At 61.3% G+C, this 16,047-nt stretch carries 13 protein-coding genes; 4 read left to right on the forward strand and 9 right to left on the reverse strand.

Annotation, left to right across the window (positions count from 1 at the left end; genetic code table 11):
- Nucleotides 1-151: 151 nt before the first annotated feature.
- From B9Z48_RS09240 to B9Z48_RS09270, 5 genes are all read right to left on the reverse strand, one after another.
- Nucleotides 152-565, reverse strand: coding sequence for a hypothetical protein (locus B9Z48_RS09240; protein WP_146186255.1), 414 nt, complete (start codon nucleotides 563-565; stop codon nucleotides 152-154).
- Between the two features lie 241 nt (nucleotides 566-806).
- Nucleotides 807-1,883 carry a 4-hydroxyphenylpyruvate dioxygenase gene (hppD, locus tag B9Z48_RS09255; protein WP_089959506.1) on the reverse strand — a complete coding sequence of 359 codons (1,077 nt, stop codon included), beginning with the start codon at nucleotides 1,881-1,883 and terminating at the stop codon, nucleotides 807-809.
- A gap of 304 nt (nucleotides 1,884-2,187) precedes the next feature.
- On the reverse strand, nucleotides 2,188-3,168 hold the full coding sequence (locus tag B9Z48_RS09260) for a tripartite tricarboxylate transporter substrate binding protein (RefSeq protein WP_089959509.1): 981 nt from the start codon (nucleotides 3,166-3,168) through the stop codon (nucleotides 2,188-2,190).
- An 83-nt stretch (nucleotides 3,169-3,251) separates the two neighbouring features.
- Nucleotides 3,252-4,451 (reverse strand): CaiB/BaiF CoA-transferase family protein, encoded by a 1,200-nt coding sequence (locus B9Z48_RS09265; RefSeq protein ID WP_089959513.1) that lies wholly within the window; start codon nucleotides 4,449-4,451, stop codon nucleotides 3,252-3,254.
- Nucleotides 4,448-5,392: a hydroxymethylglutaryl-CoA lyase gene (locus tag B9Z48_RS09270; RefSeq protein WP_108377909.1), complete on the reverse strand. Its 945-nt coding sequence runs from the start codon at nucleotides 5,390-5,392 to the stop codon at nucleotides 4,448-4,450. The genes B9Z48_RS09265 and B9Z48_RS09270 overlap by 4 nt, the downstream gene beginning before the upstream one ends.
- Before the next feature lie 100 nt (nucleotides 5,393-5,492).
- Here B9Z48_RS09270 and B9Z48_RS09275 point away from each other — a divergent pair, with 100 nt between their 5' ends.
- Nucleotides 5,493-6,395 carry a LysR family transcriptional regulator gene (locus B9Z48_RS09275; protein WP_089959520.1) on the forward strand — a complete coding sequence of 301 codons (903 nt, stop codon included), beginning with the start codon at nucleotides 5,493-5,495 and terminating at the stop codon, nucleotides 6,393-6,395.
- Nucleotides 6,392-8,449: an aconitase family protein gene (locus tag B9Z48_RS09280; protein ID WP_108377910.1), complete on the forward strand. Its 2,058-nt coding sequence runs from the start codon at nucleotides 6,392-6,394 to the stop codon at nucleotides 8,447-8,449. Before B9Z48_RS09275 ends, B9Z48_RS09280 begins: the two co-directional genes overlap by 4 nt.
- Here B9Z48_RS09280 and B9Z48_RS09285 read toward each other — a convergent pair.
- The 3 genes from B9Z48_RS09285 to B9Z48_RS09295 all read right to left on the reverse strand — a co-directional run bounded on the left by B9Z48_RS09285 (nucleotide 8,418) and on the right by B9Z48_RS09295 (nucleotide 12,076).
- The gene (locus B9Z48_RS09285; protein WP_089959527.1) at nucleotides 8,418-8,678 is read right to left on the reverse strand and encodes a DUF3297 family protein; all 261 of its coding nucleotides are present in this window, start codon (nucleotides 8,676-8,678) and stop codon (nucleotides 8,418-8,420) included. The two genes, B9Z48_RS09280 and B9Z48_RS09285, sit on opposite strands and share 32 nt — an antisense overlap.
- Nucleotides 8,679-8,726: 48 nt before the next feature.
- The gene (locus tag B9Z48_RS09290; RefSeq protein ID WP_089959531.1) at nucleotides 8,727-9,446 is read right to left on the reverse strand and encodes an aldolase; all 720 of its coding nucleotides are present in this window, start codon (nucleotides 9,444-9,446) and stop codon (nucleotides 8,727-8,729) included.
- A gap of 857 nt (nucleotides 9,447-10,303) precedes the next feature.
- Entirely contained in the window at nucleotides 10,304-12,076 is a 1,773-nt protein-coding gene (locus tag B9Z48_RS09295; RefSeq protein WP_158273238.1) for a DUF1302 domain-containing protein, read from the reverse strand.
- Nucleotides 12,077-12,343: 267 nt separating this feature from the next.
- On the opposite strand from B9Z48_RS09295, the gene B9Z48_RS09300 reads away from it, so the two are divergent.
- Nucleotides 12,344-13,597 carry an Hsp70 family protein gene (locus B9Z48_RS09300; protein ID WP_108377912.1) on the forward strand — a complete coding sequence of 418 codons (1,254 nt, stop codon included), beginning with the start codon at nucleotides 12,344-12,346 and terminating at the stop codon, nucleotides 13,595-13,597.
- A 30-nt stretch (nucleotides 13,598-13,627) separates the two neighbouring features.
- On the opposite strand, the gene B9Z48_RS09305 is transcribed toward B9Z48_RS09300, so the two are convergent.
- Nucleotides 13,628-14,308 carry a DUF2076 domain-containing protein gene (locus B9Z48_RS09305; RefSeq protein WP_108377913.1) on the reverse strand — a complete coding sequence of 227 codons (681 nt, stop codon included), beginning with the start codon at nucleotides 14,306-14,308 and terminating at the stop codon, nucleotides 13,628-13,630.
- Nucleotides 14,309-14,662: 354 nt separating this feature from the next.
- On the opposite strand from B9Z48_RS09305, the gene B9Z48_RS09315 reads away from it, so the two are divergent.
- On the forward strand, nucleotides 14,663-15,859 hold the full coding sequence (locus B9Z48_RS09315; protein WP_108377914.1) for an MFS transporter: 1,197 nt from the start codon (nucleotides 14,663-14,665) through the stop codon (nucleotides 15,857-15,859).
- The last annotated feature ends 188 nt before the right edge of the window (nucleotides 15,860-16,047 follow it).

Genomic DNA, 16,047 nt, shown 5'->3' on the forward strand with positions numbered 1-16,047 from the left:
AAATCAAGGGCGGTTAAAAAAGCGCACGGCCGTCAGGTGGGCGCCGCAGCGGTACTCTGTGTCTTGCGCGGCATTCATGCTCCTTATCGACATGCCATGCCTTACACACCAAATTTCTGACAGGCTCTCCCACACGCAGATACCCGCCAAACTACGCCTGCTCCGCAAGCCGTTGCTGCTCAATCCACTGAACGTCAGCACGAAGCTTCTTTGCCAGCGGTGACTTCGGATCAATCACCCGCCAAAACGGTGCCACGTCGGTCGTGGCCTTGCCACCGCAAATCTCGTCCCAAGCAGCCTCAGCCACTGTTCGCAAAAAGATTGCAGTGGAAACCGGGCAAGTGGCGTCCGCACCATGAAGCAAAGCAAGTTCACGTCGTACCTGCTGGATTTCTTTCGTAGTGCCGTAAGGAACATGTGTTTTCAAGTAATCCTCAAGTTCCATCGGACACGAAATGAGCAGTCGCGATCCGGCCGGTACACCCGCAAAATCCTTATCCAGCGACACGGTGTGCGGGGGCTTCGCACGCTTTTTTTCGGCCCACGTCTTGGCAGCTCTTGGCACTTCACTCTCCTGGTTGATGTTGCATGGCGCGCGATTCTCCCGGACAACATACGAAGTGCAAATAATCCCCGTACAAACCCTAATCAAAGGCCTTAGGCAAGGCCTGGCGCAACTGCAAAGCATCAGCGGGCTGGGCGTCAACAGCCTCAGCGCCCATAGAGCACTTTGACGATCCAGAAATGGCAATGTATTGGGGGGCCCTTGCCTATGCTGCGGCTCTACGGTGCAGAAAAAGGCCCACTCACTCCACCGTAATCGCCCCACGCCGGATCTGGTCGCGCTCCAGACTTTCAAACAAGGCCTTGAAGTTGCCTTCGCCAAAGCCTTCGTCAGCCTTGCGCTGAATGAACTCAAAGAACACCGGGCCGAGCAGGGTTTGGCTGAAGATTTGCAGCAGCAAGCGCTTTTCGCCGTTGGCAGTCGATCCATCCATCAAAATGCCGCGCGACTGCAGCTCGGGCACGGGTTCGCCGTGGCCGGGCAGGCGCTCTTCGAGCATCTCGTAATAGATGTCATTGGGTGCGCTCATCAGCGGAATGCCCGCCATCTGCAGGGCGTCCACGCTTTTCAAAATATCGTCGGTCAACAGCGCGATGTGCTGGATGCCTTCACCGTTGAACTGCATCAGAAACTCTTCGATCTGGCCGCCCGTCTTGCCCGACTCTTCGTTCAGCGGGATGCGGATCATGCCGTCGGGGGCCATCATGGCCTGGCTGGTCAGGCCCGTGTACTCGCCCTTGATGTCGAAATAACGGATTTCCTGGAAGTTGAACAGCTTTTCGTAAAAACCACTCCAGTACGCCATGCGCCCTTTGTAGACGTTGTGTGTCATGTGGTCGATGAGCTTGAGGCCATGGCCAGGCGGGTGGCGGTCCACGCCGTCGATGAATTCAAAGTCGATGTCGTAAATGCTCTTGCCGTCTTCAAAGCGGTCAATCAGGTACAGCGGCGCACCGCCAATGCCCTTGATGGCGGGGAGGCGCAACTCCATGGGGCCGGTGGGCACATCCACGGGTTGGGCACCGAGTTCCAGCGCTCGCGCGTAAGCCTTGTGCGAATCCTTCACCCGAAACGCCAGCGCACAAGCGCAAGGTCCGTGCTCGGATGCGAAATACCCGGCCAGACTTTTGGGTTCGCGGTTGACGATGAAGTTGATGTCGCCTTGGCGGTACAGCACCACATCTTTGGACCGGTGCTTGGCCACCAGGGAAAAGCCCATTTTTTCAAACAAGGGCTCCAGGGTGTCGGCAACAGGGGAGGCAAACTCGACGAACTCGAAGCCACACAGGCCCATGGGGTTGTCAAACAGATCGGCCATGAAAATCTCCAGTGAAAAGCAGGGCCGCGCTGCTGGTTGAGCGCGACCCGAATTGAAATCGGCAAACGAAACAAGGGGGGATTTGTAGGTCGGTGGCTTCAGCCCCGACAGGACGGTTGTTGACCAAAAATTCATGTCGGGGCTGAAGCCGCCGACCTACAAGCAGAGGTTCAAGCCTGCGGCGGTGCGCAAGGCTTGCCCCGCGTGCTGCGCGCGAGGTGGATGCCGAAAATCAAAACCTGGATGGACATGAACCGATGGTCGTCGCCTGCGCATCAAATGTCAAGCGACGAACCCGTGTGCCTTATTGCGGCTCGATGCCCACTTTCTTGACCAATGTCGCAAAGCGCTCTTTTTCACTGCGGAAAGATTTTTGCGCCTGCTCGACAGAGCTGATGGCGATGGTGTTGCCTTGTTTGGCCATGGTTTCCTTGACGGCCGGATCGTTGAAGGCTGCCTGCAAGGCGTCATGCACCTTTTTGACCGCTGCAGGGCTCATGCCTTTTGGTCCCAAAACACCAAACCAGGCATCGATCACATACCCTGGCAAACCTTGTTCGACAAATGTCGGAATGTCCGCTGCAGCGGCATTGCGCTTGTCGCCACACATGCCCACCGCCTTGAGTGCGCCACTCTTGATGTGCTGTTGAACGCTGGGCAAGGCCAAAACGGCAAAGTCAATCTGTCCGCCCAGCAAATCGGTGACCATGGGGCCCACGCCTTTGTAGGGGATGTGACGGGCTTTGACACCCGCCTCGTCCACGAACATTTCTGCGGCCAAATGCAAGATGGTGCCGGTGCCACCCGAGCCAAAATTGAAGCCGTCAGGCTTGGCCTTCAGTGCTGCGATGAAATCACGCGCGTTGCCAGAGGGCACGCGCTGTGGGTTGGCCACCAAGACCAAGGGCGTAGCACCCAAGACGGCAATGGGTGTGAAATCACCGGGCATGTCAAAGGGCAGGTTCTTGATGACGCTCGGAAAAATGACCACGTTGTTGGACACCACCGACAGGGTGTAACCATCGGGCGGGTTCTTGGCCAGGGCCTGCAAGCCGATCACGCCGCTGGCACCGGCTTGGTTTTCGACCACGACGCTGGTGCCCAGGGCCTTGCCCAAGGCCGGTGCGGCAGCGCGTGTGATGGCGTCGACCCCAGAGCCGGTGGCGTTGGGCAAGATGAACTTGACCGGGCGATCGGCTTGCGCCAGTGACAAGCCTGGCCACGCCACTGCAGAGGAAGCCAAAGCCGCCAAAACGGTGCGGCGGTTGAGGGTGAGTTGTGTCATGGTGTCTCTTTCTTCGGTTGAATCAATGGATCGATGTGTCAATGAGTGAATTGGGCATGGGTTGAGCGCTGTCCGTCATGGGGTCAGGCCACGGCTTGGCGTTGGCGCAACTGGTCTATTTCGGCGTCACTCAGCCCCAAGCTTTGCAGCAGGGCATCGGTATTTTCACCTTGTTGCGGCGGCTGCTGGCGCACACCCAGGCGCTGTCCGTCCATGGTGAAGGGCAGCAACGCGGCGCGGGCAGTCTGACCGGCTTTGGGGCCGTCGGTCAGGCGTACATCGGCCAAGCCACCGGTCGCCTGAAGGTGCGGATCGTCGAACAGCTCTTCGGGTTTGACGATGGGCGCAAAGGGCAGGCCTGCTTTTTCAAAAATCGCGGTGAGCTCGGCGGCGGTGTAGGCCTCCAGACGGCGGCGCAGCTCGGGCATCATCACATCGCGCAATGACACGCGGGCGTTGTTGTTGCTGTAACGGGGGTCGGCCTTGAGGTCGGCAAAGCCCAGCACATCGCAAAAGGTGGCCCACTGCGCATCGCTCACCGCTGCCAAAAAGATTTGCTCGCCGTTTTTGACGGTGAACACGTCGTACACCGCCCAGGCCGAGATGCGGTTGGGCATGGGCTCGGCCGCTTTGCCGGTGATGGCGTACTGCAGCATGTGCTGGCCCACCAAAAACACGTTGTTCTCAAACAGAGCGGACTGAATTTCTTGCCCGCGCCCGGTGATGCCGCGCTGGATCAGCGCACCCAACACACCAATCGCGCCGAACATGCCGCCCATGATGTCGTTCACGCTGGTGCCTGCCCGCAGTGGGTCGCCCGGGCGGCCCGTCATGTAGGCCAGGCCGCCCATCATTTGCACCACCTCGTCGAGCGCGGTGCGGTGGTCATAAGGGCCGGGCAAAAAGCCCTTGAGGCTGGCGTAAATGATCTTGGGGTTAGCGGCCGACAGGCTGGCGTAGTCCAGGCCGTACTTGGCCATGGAGCCGGGCTTGAAGTTCTCGGCCACCACATCGGCTGTGGCACACAGGCGTCGCGCCACCTCGGCTCCTTCGGGGCTTTGCAGATTGATCTGGATGCTCTTTTTGTTGCGGTTGAACATGGGGAAAAAGCCCGCGCCCGAGCCCAACAAATGCCGGGTGCGGTCGCCCTCGATGGGCTCGACCTTGATGACCTCGGCACCCATGTCGGCCAGCACCATGCCGCAAGTCGGCCCCATGACCATGTGGGTGAACTCGACGACGCGCAGGCCTTCGAGGGGGAGTTTTTTGTCGGAGTTGTTCATGCCATCACTTCGGGGGTGCGCAGGGTCTTGGGCAAACCCGCCTGCGCGATCGAACCATGCAGGCATTCGCCCGCGAGCCACTGCGCCACTTGGGCGCGCAAAGCCATGAGCTTACCGAAGTCGATGCCGGTGTCGATGCCCATGCTCGCCATCAGATAGGCCAGGTCTTCGGTCGCCACATTGCCGCTGGCCCCGGGGGCATGTGGGCAGCCACCGATGCCGGCCATGCAGGCGTCAAAACGGGTCTCGCCTGCTTGCAGTGCAGCCATCACATTGGCCACACCCAAACCCCGCGTGTCGTGAAAATGCCCACAGGCCAGTGTGTCACCCGCCACTTCGCGGGCTTGGGCAAACAGCTCGCCCACCTGGCGTGGGTCGGCATAGCCCACCGTGTCGGCCAGGCCCACGCGGTCCACCCCCAAGGCCAGCACGACCTTCAAAAGGCGCAGCACTTCAGCGACCTCGACCCGGCCCTGAAGCGTGCAACCGAACGCGGTGCTCATGCCCACTTCGATGTGGATGTTCGATCCGCGTGCGCGGCGCGCTTCCACCATGGCGGCGATCTCGGCCAGCACCTCGTCGGGCGTTTTGCGCAGGTTGGCCAGGCTGTGCGCGTGGCTGGCCGACAGCGGCAACAGCATCCAGTCGGCACCGCTGTCCATGGCACGTTCGGCCCCTTTGAGGTTGGGCACCAGCACCGACACCACCAGGTCCGGCAGGGTTTTGGCAAAGGCCACCAGCTCGGCCGTGTCGGCCAGCTGGGGCAGCAGTTTGGGGGGCACGAAAGAGCCGACTTCGATCTCGCGGATGCCCGCCTCGTAAGCGGCTTGAATCCATTGCAGTTTGTGCGCAGTGGGCAGCGTGCGGGCGATGCTTTGCAAGCCGTCGCGCAGACCGACTTCGCGGATCGTCACGCGCTGGGGCCAATGAAATGGATGCATGAGGAATGTCCTTGGGGTGCGTGTGCTGCGAGTTTAATGTTTCCAATCGATCATACAATTCAATTTTGGAAGACTATTTGTTCCCAATGGGAATATTCAAATGCGCGACCTCGACCTGACAACGCTGCGACTGTTTGTGACCGTTTGCGACACGGGCAACATGAGCCGCGCCGCCGAACAGGCCCATATGGTCGCCTCGGCCGTGAGCAAACGGCTGGCCCAGCTCGAAACCACCGTGGGCACCAGCCTGCTGGTGCGCCGCAAGCAAGGTGTGGTGCCGACCGCCGCAGGCGAGACCTTGCTCGAACACGCCCGCAGCATGTTGCTGAGCGCTGGCCGCATCGAGCGCGACATGGCCAGCCACGCGGCGGGTATTCAGGGCCGAGTGAATGTGCTGGCCACCGCCTCGGTCATGGCCGAGTCGCTGGTCGACGAGATCGCCGAGTTCTTGAAAAAAGCCGAACACCAGAACATCCAAATCGATCTGGAAGAACGCATCAGCCCCGAGGTGGTGCGCGGCATCCGCGAAGGTGTGGCGTCCATCGGCATTTGCTGGGACGCGGCCGAAACCGGCCTGCTGCACACCCGCACCTACCGGCATGACCACCTGAGCGTGGTGGTGCCCCGAGGCCACCCGCTGTGCGATCTGCCAGAGCTGCGTTATGCCGACACGCTGGATTTTGAGCAGGTGATCATGCCCATCAATTCGGCGGTTGAGGTGATGTTGCAACGAGAAGCGGGTCTGCTGGGCAAGCGGCTGCATCACCGCGTGATCGTCACCAACTTTGAAGCCGCGCTGCGCGTGGTGCGGGCGGGTTTGGCCATTGCGCTGGTGCCACGCGAAGTCACCCGCCTGTATGCCGACGCCTACGGGCTGGCGGTGCTGCCGCTGCATGAGCGCTGGTCGCGCCGTCGCTTTGTCCTGTGTCACCGAGGATCGGATGCCCTCACGCCTGCGGCCTTGAAGTTGCTCGAATTTTTGTCAGCCGCCCACACACCATGAACACCACCGACTGGAAGATTCTTTACCTCACGCAGGCCCCGATGCGGATCCGCCGCCAACTGGCCGGTGAAACCCTGAGCCGCGAGCAGGCCGGGTCGTTGCGCGACGATGTCTCGACCGATGAAATCACCCCCGTGCACATCTTGAGCCATTACGACGACACGCTGGGCGACTTTGCCCACACCGGGCTGCGCTGCGAAGGGCTCAACCCCATTGGGCGGGGGGTGCTGCGCAAGGCTGGCTTTGCGGTGCTGGTGGCGGGCCGTCGCTATGGCAAAGGTTCATCGCGTGAACACAGCCCTGCTGCCGAAAAACTGGCCGGTGTGAAGCTGGTGTTTGCTGAAAGTTTTGAGCGCATTTACCGCCAAAACGCCGACAACATCGGCCTGTTCACCTCGACCGATTTCGGTTTGCTGGAGCGCATCGAACGGGGCGAACACATCACGCTGGCCGATCTGGTGCAGGGGCGCGAGGCCCTGGCGGCTTCGATTCTGGGTGCAGGGGGCTTGTTGCATTGGGGGCAGCGGTTTTTATCCAACCCTCCATCGCCCACGGGGGTGGGTACCAACAGGGAAAGGCGCGAGCCACCGCTGGCGAATGTCGCCCCGCAAACCCTGTTCCAAAAAATCCTGCACCGTCACCGTCTGTCTGCACCCCACACGCCAGAACAGCCGCAAGCGGGCGATGGTCTCTTCGTGCGGGCCGACTGGCGCTTCATTCACGAGTACTACACCGGCATGGCCGACACCTTGATGCGTGGTGCACTGGGCGAACACTTCAAGTTGCAACGCCCAGAGCAGATCGTCGTGTTTGAAGACCACACCTCGTACGTCGAAGAAAGTCCAGCCCATGTGCAGGCCGGTTTGATCGCCAACATGCACGCCATGTGCCAGGCGCAGCGCGATTTTGTGTCGCGTCACGGTCTGCGCATGCACCGCACCCTGACCGATGCCCAAGTGCTGCAAGACGACGGCAGCCATGTGGCGGGCATCTCGCACGCCATGATGACCGAGCATGACGCACTGCCCGGCCAGGTGGTGGTGGGCACCGACTCGCACACGCCGCACATTGGCGCTTTGGGCTGTGTGGCCTTTGGTGTGGGCTCCAGCGACATGGCCAATGCCTTTGTGACTGGCGCGGTGCGCATGATCTGGCCCGAATCTGTCAAGGTCCAGTTGCAGGGCCAACTGCCCACAGGCGTGACCGCCAAAGACCTGATGCTGCACCTGCTGGCCACCCCTTGGATTCGCCAAGGGCACGGTGTGGGCAAGGTGTTCGAATTCGCGGGCGATGGCATCGCCCAACTGAGCACGGACGAACGTGCCACGCTGACCAATATGTGCGCCGAGCTGGGTGGGCTTACGGGCATCGTGGCCCCGGACTGGGAGACTGTGCGCTTTTTGAAAGAACGCCGGGGTGTGGACTTTTTGATGGAAGACTGGATGCACAGCGACCCCGATGCCCACTTTGAGCATCAGATCGACATCGAACTCTCAAGCTTGAGTCCCATGGTGGCCAAACCGGGTGATCCGGGTCAAGGCTTGGTTTTGGCGGACATGCAAGAGCGCGTGCGCATCGACATCGCCTATGGCGGCTCATGCACCGCTGGCAAACGTGAAGACTTTGACCACTACCACGCGGTGCTGGCTTGGGGCCAAAAACACGGCCTGAAGGTGCCCGAAGGGGTGCAGGTGTTTTTGCAGTACGGCACCACGGCTGTGCGCGATTACTGCACAGCACGCGGTTATGACAAAACTTTTGCGTCCATGGGGGTGCGCATTTTGCAACCGTCTTGCGGGGCTTGTGCCAACTGCGGACCGGGCGCATCTACCGATCCATCGCAGGTCACGGTGAGCGCCATCAACCGCAACTTTCCAGGCCGCTCAGGCCCCGGTCAGGTCTGGCTGGCCAGCCCACTGACCGTGATGGCCAGCGCCTTGGCTGGAGAGTTGCTGTCGTTTGAGCGCTTGCAGCGGCGCGTGCACAAGGGTGAAAGCGGGCAGGCCACACCCGCTGAAGGGCTCAGCGGTAAAACGCTTCGACCTGGCCCTTGAGTTTGATGAGCAAGGGCTGGCCTTTGCGGTCCAGCGTTTTGCCTGCGGGCACTCGGACCCAGCCTTCGCTGATGCAGTACTCCTCGACATCGGTACGGTCTTTGCCATTGAAACGAATGCCAATGTCGTGCTCGAACACGGCACGCACATGGTGCGGGCTTCGGGCATCGATCGAGAGGCGGTCGGGCAGTGCGGGGCGAGACGATGTGTCAGTGGAGATGTCGGTCATGGGATTGAACAGGTTGGAAAGCCACCGAATCTATACCAAAACCCAAGCTCAACCGAGCATCCGCCGCAGGCTCGCGAAAAAGAGCTCTGACTGAAGCCGTTCACCGTTGCTCTGTTCCGCCACACGCGCTGCCAGTGCTGAGTCCACGGGCGTCAGCGGCACGCCTGTTGAAGCCGCCAGCACCTGCGCTTGGCAAGCACGCTCCAGGTAGTACAGGTCGTCGTAAGCGTAGTCCACGCGTTCACCGCAGACGATCACACCGTGGTTGCCCAAGAACACCACATCGGCGCCTTGCATGGCATGGGCAATGCGTTCACCCTCGCTCATGTCCAAGGCCAGGCCGTTGTAGTGCGCGTCCACCGCCACCCGGCCATGAAAGCGCATGGCCGTCTGCGACAGGGTGGTGTCCAAAGCACGCGCCGCCGTCAGGGTCAGCGCTGTGGCGTAAGGCATGTGGGTGTGCAGCACGACCGATTTGCGGGCAATGCGGTGCACCGCAGCATGGATAAACATGGCTGTGGGCTCCACCGGATGCCGTCCCGCCAGTTGCTCGCCCGCCGAGTTGCACATCACGATGTCCGCAGCTTGCACCTCACTCCAATGCAGGCCACGCGGGTTGAGCAAAAACCAGTCATCCCGTCCGGGCACCGCCACGCTGAAGTGGTTGCACACGCCCTCACTCAGTCCCTGAGTGGCGGCCGCCCGCAAGGCCAGAGCCAAATCTGCGCGCAGCGGCAAAATGGTTTCAAAGGTTTCATTGGTTTGCATGGGGCACCTCAAGACTCAGTGGGGATGGTGGGCATTATTGATCCGGTGCTGTGAAGTTTGAAGTAAAAGGCCTGTATTGGGCACACCGATCAGCACGGTGGTCCGTGTGACAGCCCCGCCCTCGTGGGAATGCCTGCATTTTGTAGGAGCCCCGCCCTCGGGGCGATGGGGGTGGTCTGCGGGGCTTGATCGCGACGGGGGCGTCGCTCCTACAAGGGGATGCCTGCATTTTGTAGGAGCCCCGCCCTCGGGGCGATGGGGGTGTGGTCTGCGAGGCTTGATCGCGACGGGGGCGTCGCTCCTACAAGGGAATGCTTGCATTTTGTGGGAGCCCCGCCCTCGGGGCGATGGGGGGTGGTCTGCGAGGCTTGATCGCGACGGGGGCGTCGCTCCTACAAGGGAATGCCTGCATTTTGTAGGAGCCCCGCCCTCGGGGCGATGCGTGGTGGTCTGCGGGGCTTGATCGCGACGGGGGCGTCGCTCCTACAAGGGGATGCCTGCATTTTGTAGGAGCCCCGCCCTCGGGGCGATGGGGTGGTCTGCGAGGCTTGATCTCGACGGGGGCGTCGCTCCTGCAAGGGAATGCTTGCATTTTGTGGGAGCCCCGCCCTCGGGGCGATGTGTGGTGGTCTGCGGGGCTTGATCGCGACGGGGGCGTCGCTCCTACAAGGGGATGCCTGCATTTTGTAGGAGCCCCGCCCTCGGGGCGATGCGAGGTGGTCTGCGGGGCTTGATCGCGACGGGGGCGTCGCTCCTACAAGGGAATGCCTGCATTTTGTGGGAGCCCCGCCCCCGGGGCGATTGGGTGGTGGTCTGCGAGGGTTTAAAAAAGCGGTGATGCAGGGTTCACATCGGATTCAAAAACTGGCCCCAGCCACCACACTCACAAAATCTCTGTCCAGCATCAGGTTGTATTGACCACCGCTGTAGCGGTGGTACTGGAGCTCGGCGAAATAGTTTTGCCCCATTTGGGCGCGAAGGGCAGGCCGAAACAGCATGCGCCCTTGTGAATAAGCACCATCATGGGAATAGCCCTTGACGTCCTTGGACACCAGCACCGAAGGGGTCCAAGTGATGCCACCTGCTGCGTTGGCGTAAGTGGCCGATGCCAACATTTTCAGACCCCAAGCGCGGGCTGTGACATAGCCATCGCTGGTGCATGTTTTTCCGGGCACGGCGTCCACACAAGCGGGACCACCGGTGTAGGCCGCTGCGTTGTAGGGCTGCGGCCGTCCATAACGCAAGACCGAGGTGTCGGGCAATCCCTTGATCTGGTTGATGCCCAACTCGGCCAGCAGCACCACCCGGTCTGCGCCCAAGGCTTTGGGAAAAATCGAGTCCACCCCCAAGCTGCCCGTGCCCACATCAAAACGGTCATACGCATCAAAGGTGCCACCGACAGGGATTGCGCCAATGCCCTTGTTCAGGGCCAGCACCGCCGTGGGCTGGCGCGACACAAATCCGTAAAGAACGTCGTAGGCATTCAAGGAAACCGGCTGATGCCGGCGATAAGCCACTTCACCCAACAAACGCACCGTGGGTGTCAGTTGTTTGTGCAAACTCAAACCCGTCAACGCCACATCTTCCGGATAAACCATGGCGTAATTGACCGAACGAGCACCGGGTGTCTTGGCGTTGACCGTCATGCGCAGGCTGGGCATATTGCTGTGCGTGTTCATGGCGAACACTTTGACATCGGCATTCCAAGGCTCGAGTTTGTAGCCGAAAGACACGCCATATTGGCCCGAATTCCTGGGCATGACATTGGCGTTGCGGTGCACGTAATCGCCGCTCGAGAGCAAAGCTTGTTCTGACGCGCCCGCCAGAGGCGCAAAATCGCAACCCTTGGGCGCCAAGGAGGCGATATCGAAATAAGTGCCACAGCCGGGAAAAACATGGCTGCGAGCCTCATAGGCAGCGAATGCCTCCAGACTCCACCGATTTCCGGCGGCCCACTTCCCACTCAACATGCCCAAGGGCAGTTTGCTCTCGGCGGGCAATGCCCCGGGGCGCTGAGCGGATGCCGCATCGTTCGGATGAATCCCCGCCTGGATGCCACCCGCGTGCAAGGCCGAAGCACCCCACTGCAATACCTGACGCCCCCAACGAAGGTCCAGTGTTTTGCCTTGCCCGCCAGAAAATTGACCATACAAGAAGGCCTCGTGAAACGCCATCCGGCTGAATTGAGCGCTGGGCGAGAAGCCTCGGTCGTCCAAGGGTTGGTCAGGCTGAAAGCCATTGGGGTAATGCCCATAGGGCACACTTTTTTCACCCAAAACAAAGTCTTGCCAAGCCCTGCCACGCAAGAACAGGCCCACACCGTCTTTTTTGACGTCAAGGTCCAGCACCGCCTTGAGCACCGTCGAAATCGGCTCGCCTTTGGCAAAATTCAAATTTGACCCACCCGATTGGCCCTGTAAAAGGCCTCGGGTCGTTCCTGGCACAGCACGAGATGGCCAGTCCGAATAAACCAGCGGGTTGGCTGATTCGCTGCGGATTTGGGTACCCCAGGTGAAGGTGCCATTGAATTTGCCTTCCAGACCCTGACCATCGCTGAAGTCGATGGCCGCCGCTGGGCAAGAGATCAAACCAGTGGCTGTCAGAGTCAGAAAGACTCGATTTTTTTTCACTTGACGATTCCTTTGAAGGGGGCCGAGTCTTTTTGTTTGGCCTTTTATGATCTCATATGCAGTGACATTGATTCGTTAAATTCACCAAAATTATGACTTTTTCGATTTGGGCGGGTGTCTACAAGACCCTTTGAGGCACCGCAATACTGAGAAAGTTCTTGTGGCCAGTCAAACGCCAAGCTTGGTGGCAGAATGCCCGGTCTTCTCGGCGTGTCCCCAATCACCAGACCGCCATCCTCGACCCCTGTCTGCAATCCCTCCCCATTCATGATGTCTTCCTCCGCCGGCACGCTCGGCATTGACTTTGGCACTTCCAATTCAGCCATGGCCTGGCTCGGCCCAGAGGGCCGCGCACGCCTGATCCCACTCGAAGGGGAGGCCCTGGCCATGCCCACGGCCGTGTTCTACAACGCCGAAGACGGCAGCACCCACTTTGGGCGCGACGCCATCGGGCATTACCTGGAGGGCACCGAGGGCCGCTTGATGCGCTCGCTCAAAAGCCTGCTGGGCAGCCCACTCCTGTTGGAGACAACGCAGATTGGCCACCAGCAAATCAGTTTTCAGGACATCATCGGCACCTTTTTGGCGAAGCTGCGCGAGCGTGCCACCCAAAGCCTGGGCAGCGCCCCCCGCCGTGTGGTGATGGGCCGCCCGGTGCACTTTGTCGACGATGACCCTGAGCGCGATGGCCAAGCCGAAGCCTCGTTGCGCCAGGCCGTCGAGGCCTTGGGCTTTGAAGAGGTGTCGTTTCAGCTCGAGCCCATTGCCGCTGCGCTGGACTATGAGCAGCGCTTGACCCAAGAAAGCACCGTGCTGGTGGTCGACTTGGGGGGCGGCACCTCGGACTTTACCGTGGTGCGCCTGGGGCCAGACCGCATGGCACGCACCGACCGAAGCCGCGACATTTTGGCCACCACGGGTGTGCATGTGGGTGGCACCGACTACGACCGACAGCTCAACTTGGCGCAGGTCATGCCACTGTTGGGCTACAAACACATGGGCCCGGAACACCGCGAGGTGCCCAGCGGCGTGTTTTTTGACTTGGCCACCTGGCACCTGATCCATTGGCAATACCAGCCCAAGGCCATGGCCCATGCCAAAACGCTGCGCAGCAACTACAGTGACCCTCGCCTGCACGAACGCCTGATGCGCGTGCTGACCGAACGCCATGGCCACCTCATGGCGCACGAGGTCGAACAGGCCAAAATCCGGTGCTCGGTCAAGCGGGCCGACACGGACATTGACCTGTCAGTGATGGAGCGAGACCTGCATGCCCGCCTGGGGGTGGCAGACATGCAAGCCCGTTTGCACGATTTGCTGGCCCGCACCGTGGCTTGTGCCCGAGAGTGTGTGCAGCGTGCGGGTTTGACCGATGCTTCGTTGGACGCGATTTACCTCACGGGCGGCTCTTCGGCCTTGAGCTCATTTCAGCAAGCCTTGCAGCGCGAATTTGTGGGCGTGCCGCTGGTCGAAGGTGATTTGTTTGGCGGTGTGGCGCTGGGCTTGGCCTACAGCCGTTGAGCGCTTTCGAAGTGGGCGACCCAATGGGCTTCAAGCCCAGTCTTCGCCCGCGTCCCAAGAGGCATCACCTGCATCCAATGCATCGTCTGCCGAAGCCTGTGGCGACACCAAGCCCGGCAAAGATTCCTCTTGGGCGTTGCTCAGTGGTGATGCGGTGTTGGACTCGGGCGAGGGCTTTTGGTGCCCCATGAGGCTTTGCACCCCTTGAAACAACAAGCCACCCGCCACCACGCCCGCTGCGGTGGTGGCCACTTGGGCCATCATGCCGCCGCCCCAGGCGCTGGTGGAGGCCGGAGCGGGCATGGCCGCTGGGCGTACCGCCGTGGGTGCGTGGGTGGCAAAACGGGACGTGGCGGCGTTGGCTGGGAAGGGCTGCACCGGTGTTTCTGGTCCACGCCCCCAAGCTTGGGCGCTCGACATCCACGACCCATTCGAGCTGGCAGTAGCGGCTGTTGCCTGGTTTTTTTGCAGCTGGGTCAACTCGTTCAACTGCTGGGCGCATTGCGCTTCCAATTGCGCCATGCGGGTCTGTGCCGCATCCAACGCCATGCCCAAACCCATGGCCCGCTGCACCAGCAAATAAGGGGCGTCCGCTTGTGCAGCGATCGCTTCGCGGATCAGGCCGTCGGCCGTGGGGTCTTTGGGGTCGGCACGGGTCTGGCGCAAAGCGCTCAAAAACTGCTGCAACTGGTCACGTTCTGCGGCGTTCATCAGGGAACCTTTCAGGCAATGAAGGGCTCATTATGGGCAAACACACGGCCAGTGAGTTGAGCGCTGGGCTCAAAGCCGCAGATTGAAAATGACTCTCCTGACAGGCGTTGTGGGCCCCGCCCCCGGGGCGATGGGTGGTGGTCCGCAAGGCTTCATCGCGGCGAGGGCGCCGCTCCTACAATTTCTGTGGGAGCCCCGCCCTCGGGGCGATGGGTGGTGGTCTGCGAGGCTTCATCGCGGCGAGGGTGCCAATCCTACAAAAACTGTTCATGCAAACATCATCGGGCCGGATTATCCGGTGCGCAGCTTCAAAGGCACAATGACCATCAACTGAAAAAATGAAGCGGAGACACCATGAAAGAGACCCCCTATGCCTGGGTGGTGGTTTGGGCCACATTTGCTTGCCTGGCGCTGATTTTCGGGGTGTCGTATTCGTTTGCGGCGTTTTTTGAGTCGTTTGCGGCCGAGTTCTCGGCGCAGCGCGCCGATGTGTCCTGGATCTTTGGCCTCTCGGGCTTTGTTTACTTTGTGCTGGGCGCGGGCGGCGGCATGCTGGCCGACCGCTTTGGACCGCGCATCGTGTGCTCGGCGGGCATGGCCCTCATTGCGCTGGGCTTGCTGGCCACCAGCTGGGCCACGTCCTTGTTGGCGGTGTATGTGAGCTACGGCTTGTTGGTGGGCCTGGGCATCGCCTTGGTTTACACCCCGTCCATTGCCAGCGTGCAGCCCTGGTTCACCACCCGGCGCGGCTTGGCCGGGGGCATTGCCAGTTCGGGGGTGGGCGCGGGCACTTTGCTGGTGCCGGTGCTGGTGGCCATGGCCATTGGCCCTATGCCCTGGCGCGAGGCCATGCAGCTGCTGGCCTTGGCGGTCTTGGTGCTGGGTTTGTTGGCGGCGGGTTTGCTGCGCCGCGCTCCTGCCGCACAGACGGCCCCCGGTGTGTCCCGTGCGGGGGGCTCGGCCTCCGGGCTGACTTTGCGCGAGACCTTGCGCAGCCCCACTTTTCGCTGGTTGTATTTGGCCACGGTGCTGGCCTCGCCGGTGATGTTCATTCCCTTTGCCCATGTGTCGGCCTCGGCGCGTGACCTGGGTTTGGGCGAAGCCTTTGCCGTGGGACTGGTGGGCCTGATTGGCGTGGGCAGTCTGGTCGGGCGCTTTGCCATTGGCCTCCTGGCCGACCGGCTGGGCCGGGCGCAGACGCTGGTGTTGATGCAACTGTCCATGGGTGCGTCGTATGTGCTGTGGGGCGCGGCGGGTGGGCAGGCCATGCTGGTGCTGTTTGCGCTGTGGTTCGGCCTGAGTTATGGCTCCATCGTGTCGCTCTTGCCCGCCATTTGCATGGATTATTTTGGGGGTCGGTCGGTGGCCAGTGTCGTGGGCACGCTCTACAGCGGCGCGGCCTTGGGCAACTTGCTGGGCCCGGTGCTGGCCGGGGCGGTGTTTGACCACAGCGGGCATTATCTGGGCGTGATGGCGGTGTGCGGCGTGCTGTCTCTGAGCGCCACTTGGGCCTCGCGGCAAATGAAGCTCAGCGGGCGGGCGCAGTATTGACGGTGTGAGCCCTATGAAGCAGATGCGCCCCGAGGGCGGGGCTCCCACAAAATGCAGGGCATCCCCCTGTAGGAGCGACGCCCTCGTCGCGAAAAGCCGTGCAGACCCCCAACAATCGCCCCGAGGGCGGGGCTCCCACAAAATGCAGGGCATCCCCCTGTAGGAGCGACGCCCTCGTCGCGATCACC

It is taken from the genome of Limnohabitans sp. WS1, assembly GCF_003063265.1.
In the GTDB taxonomy this organism is placed as follows: Bacteria; Pseudomonadota; Gammaproteobacteria; order Burkholderiales; family Burkholderiaceae_C; genus Limnohabitans_A.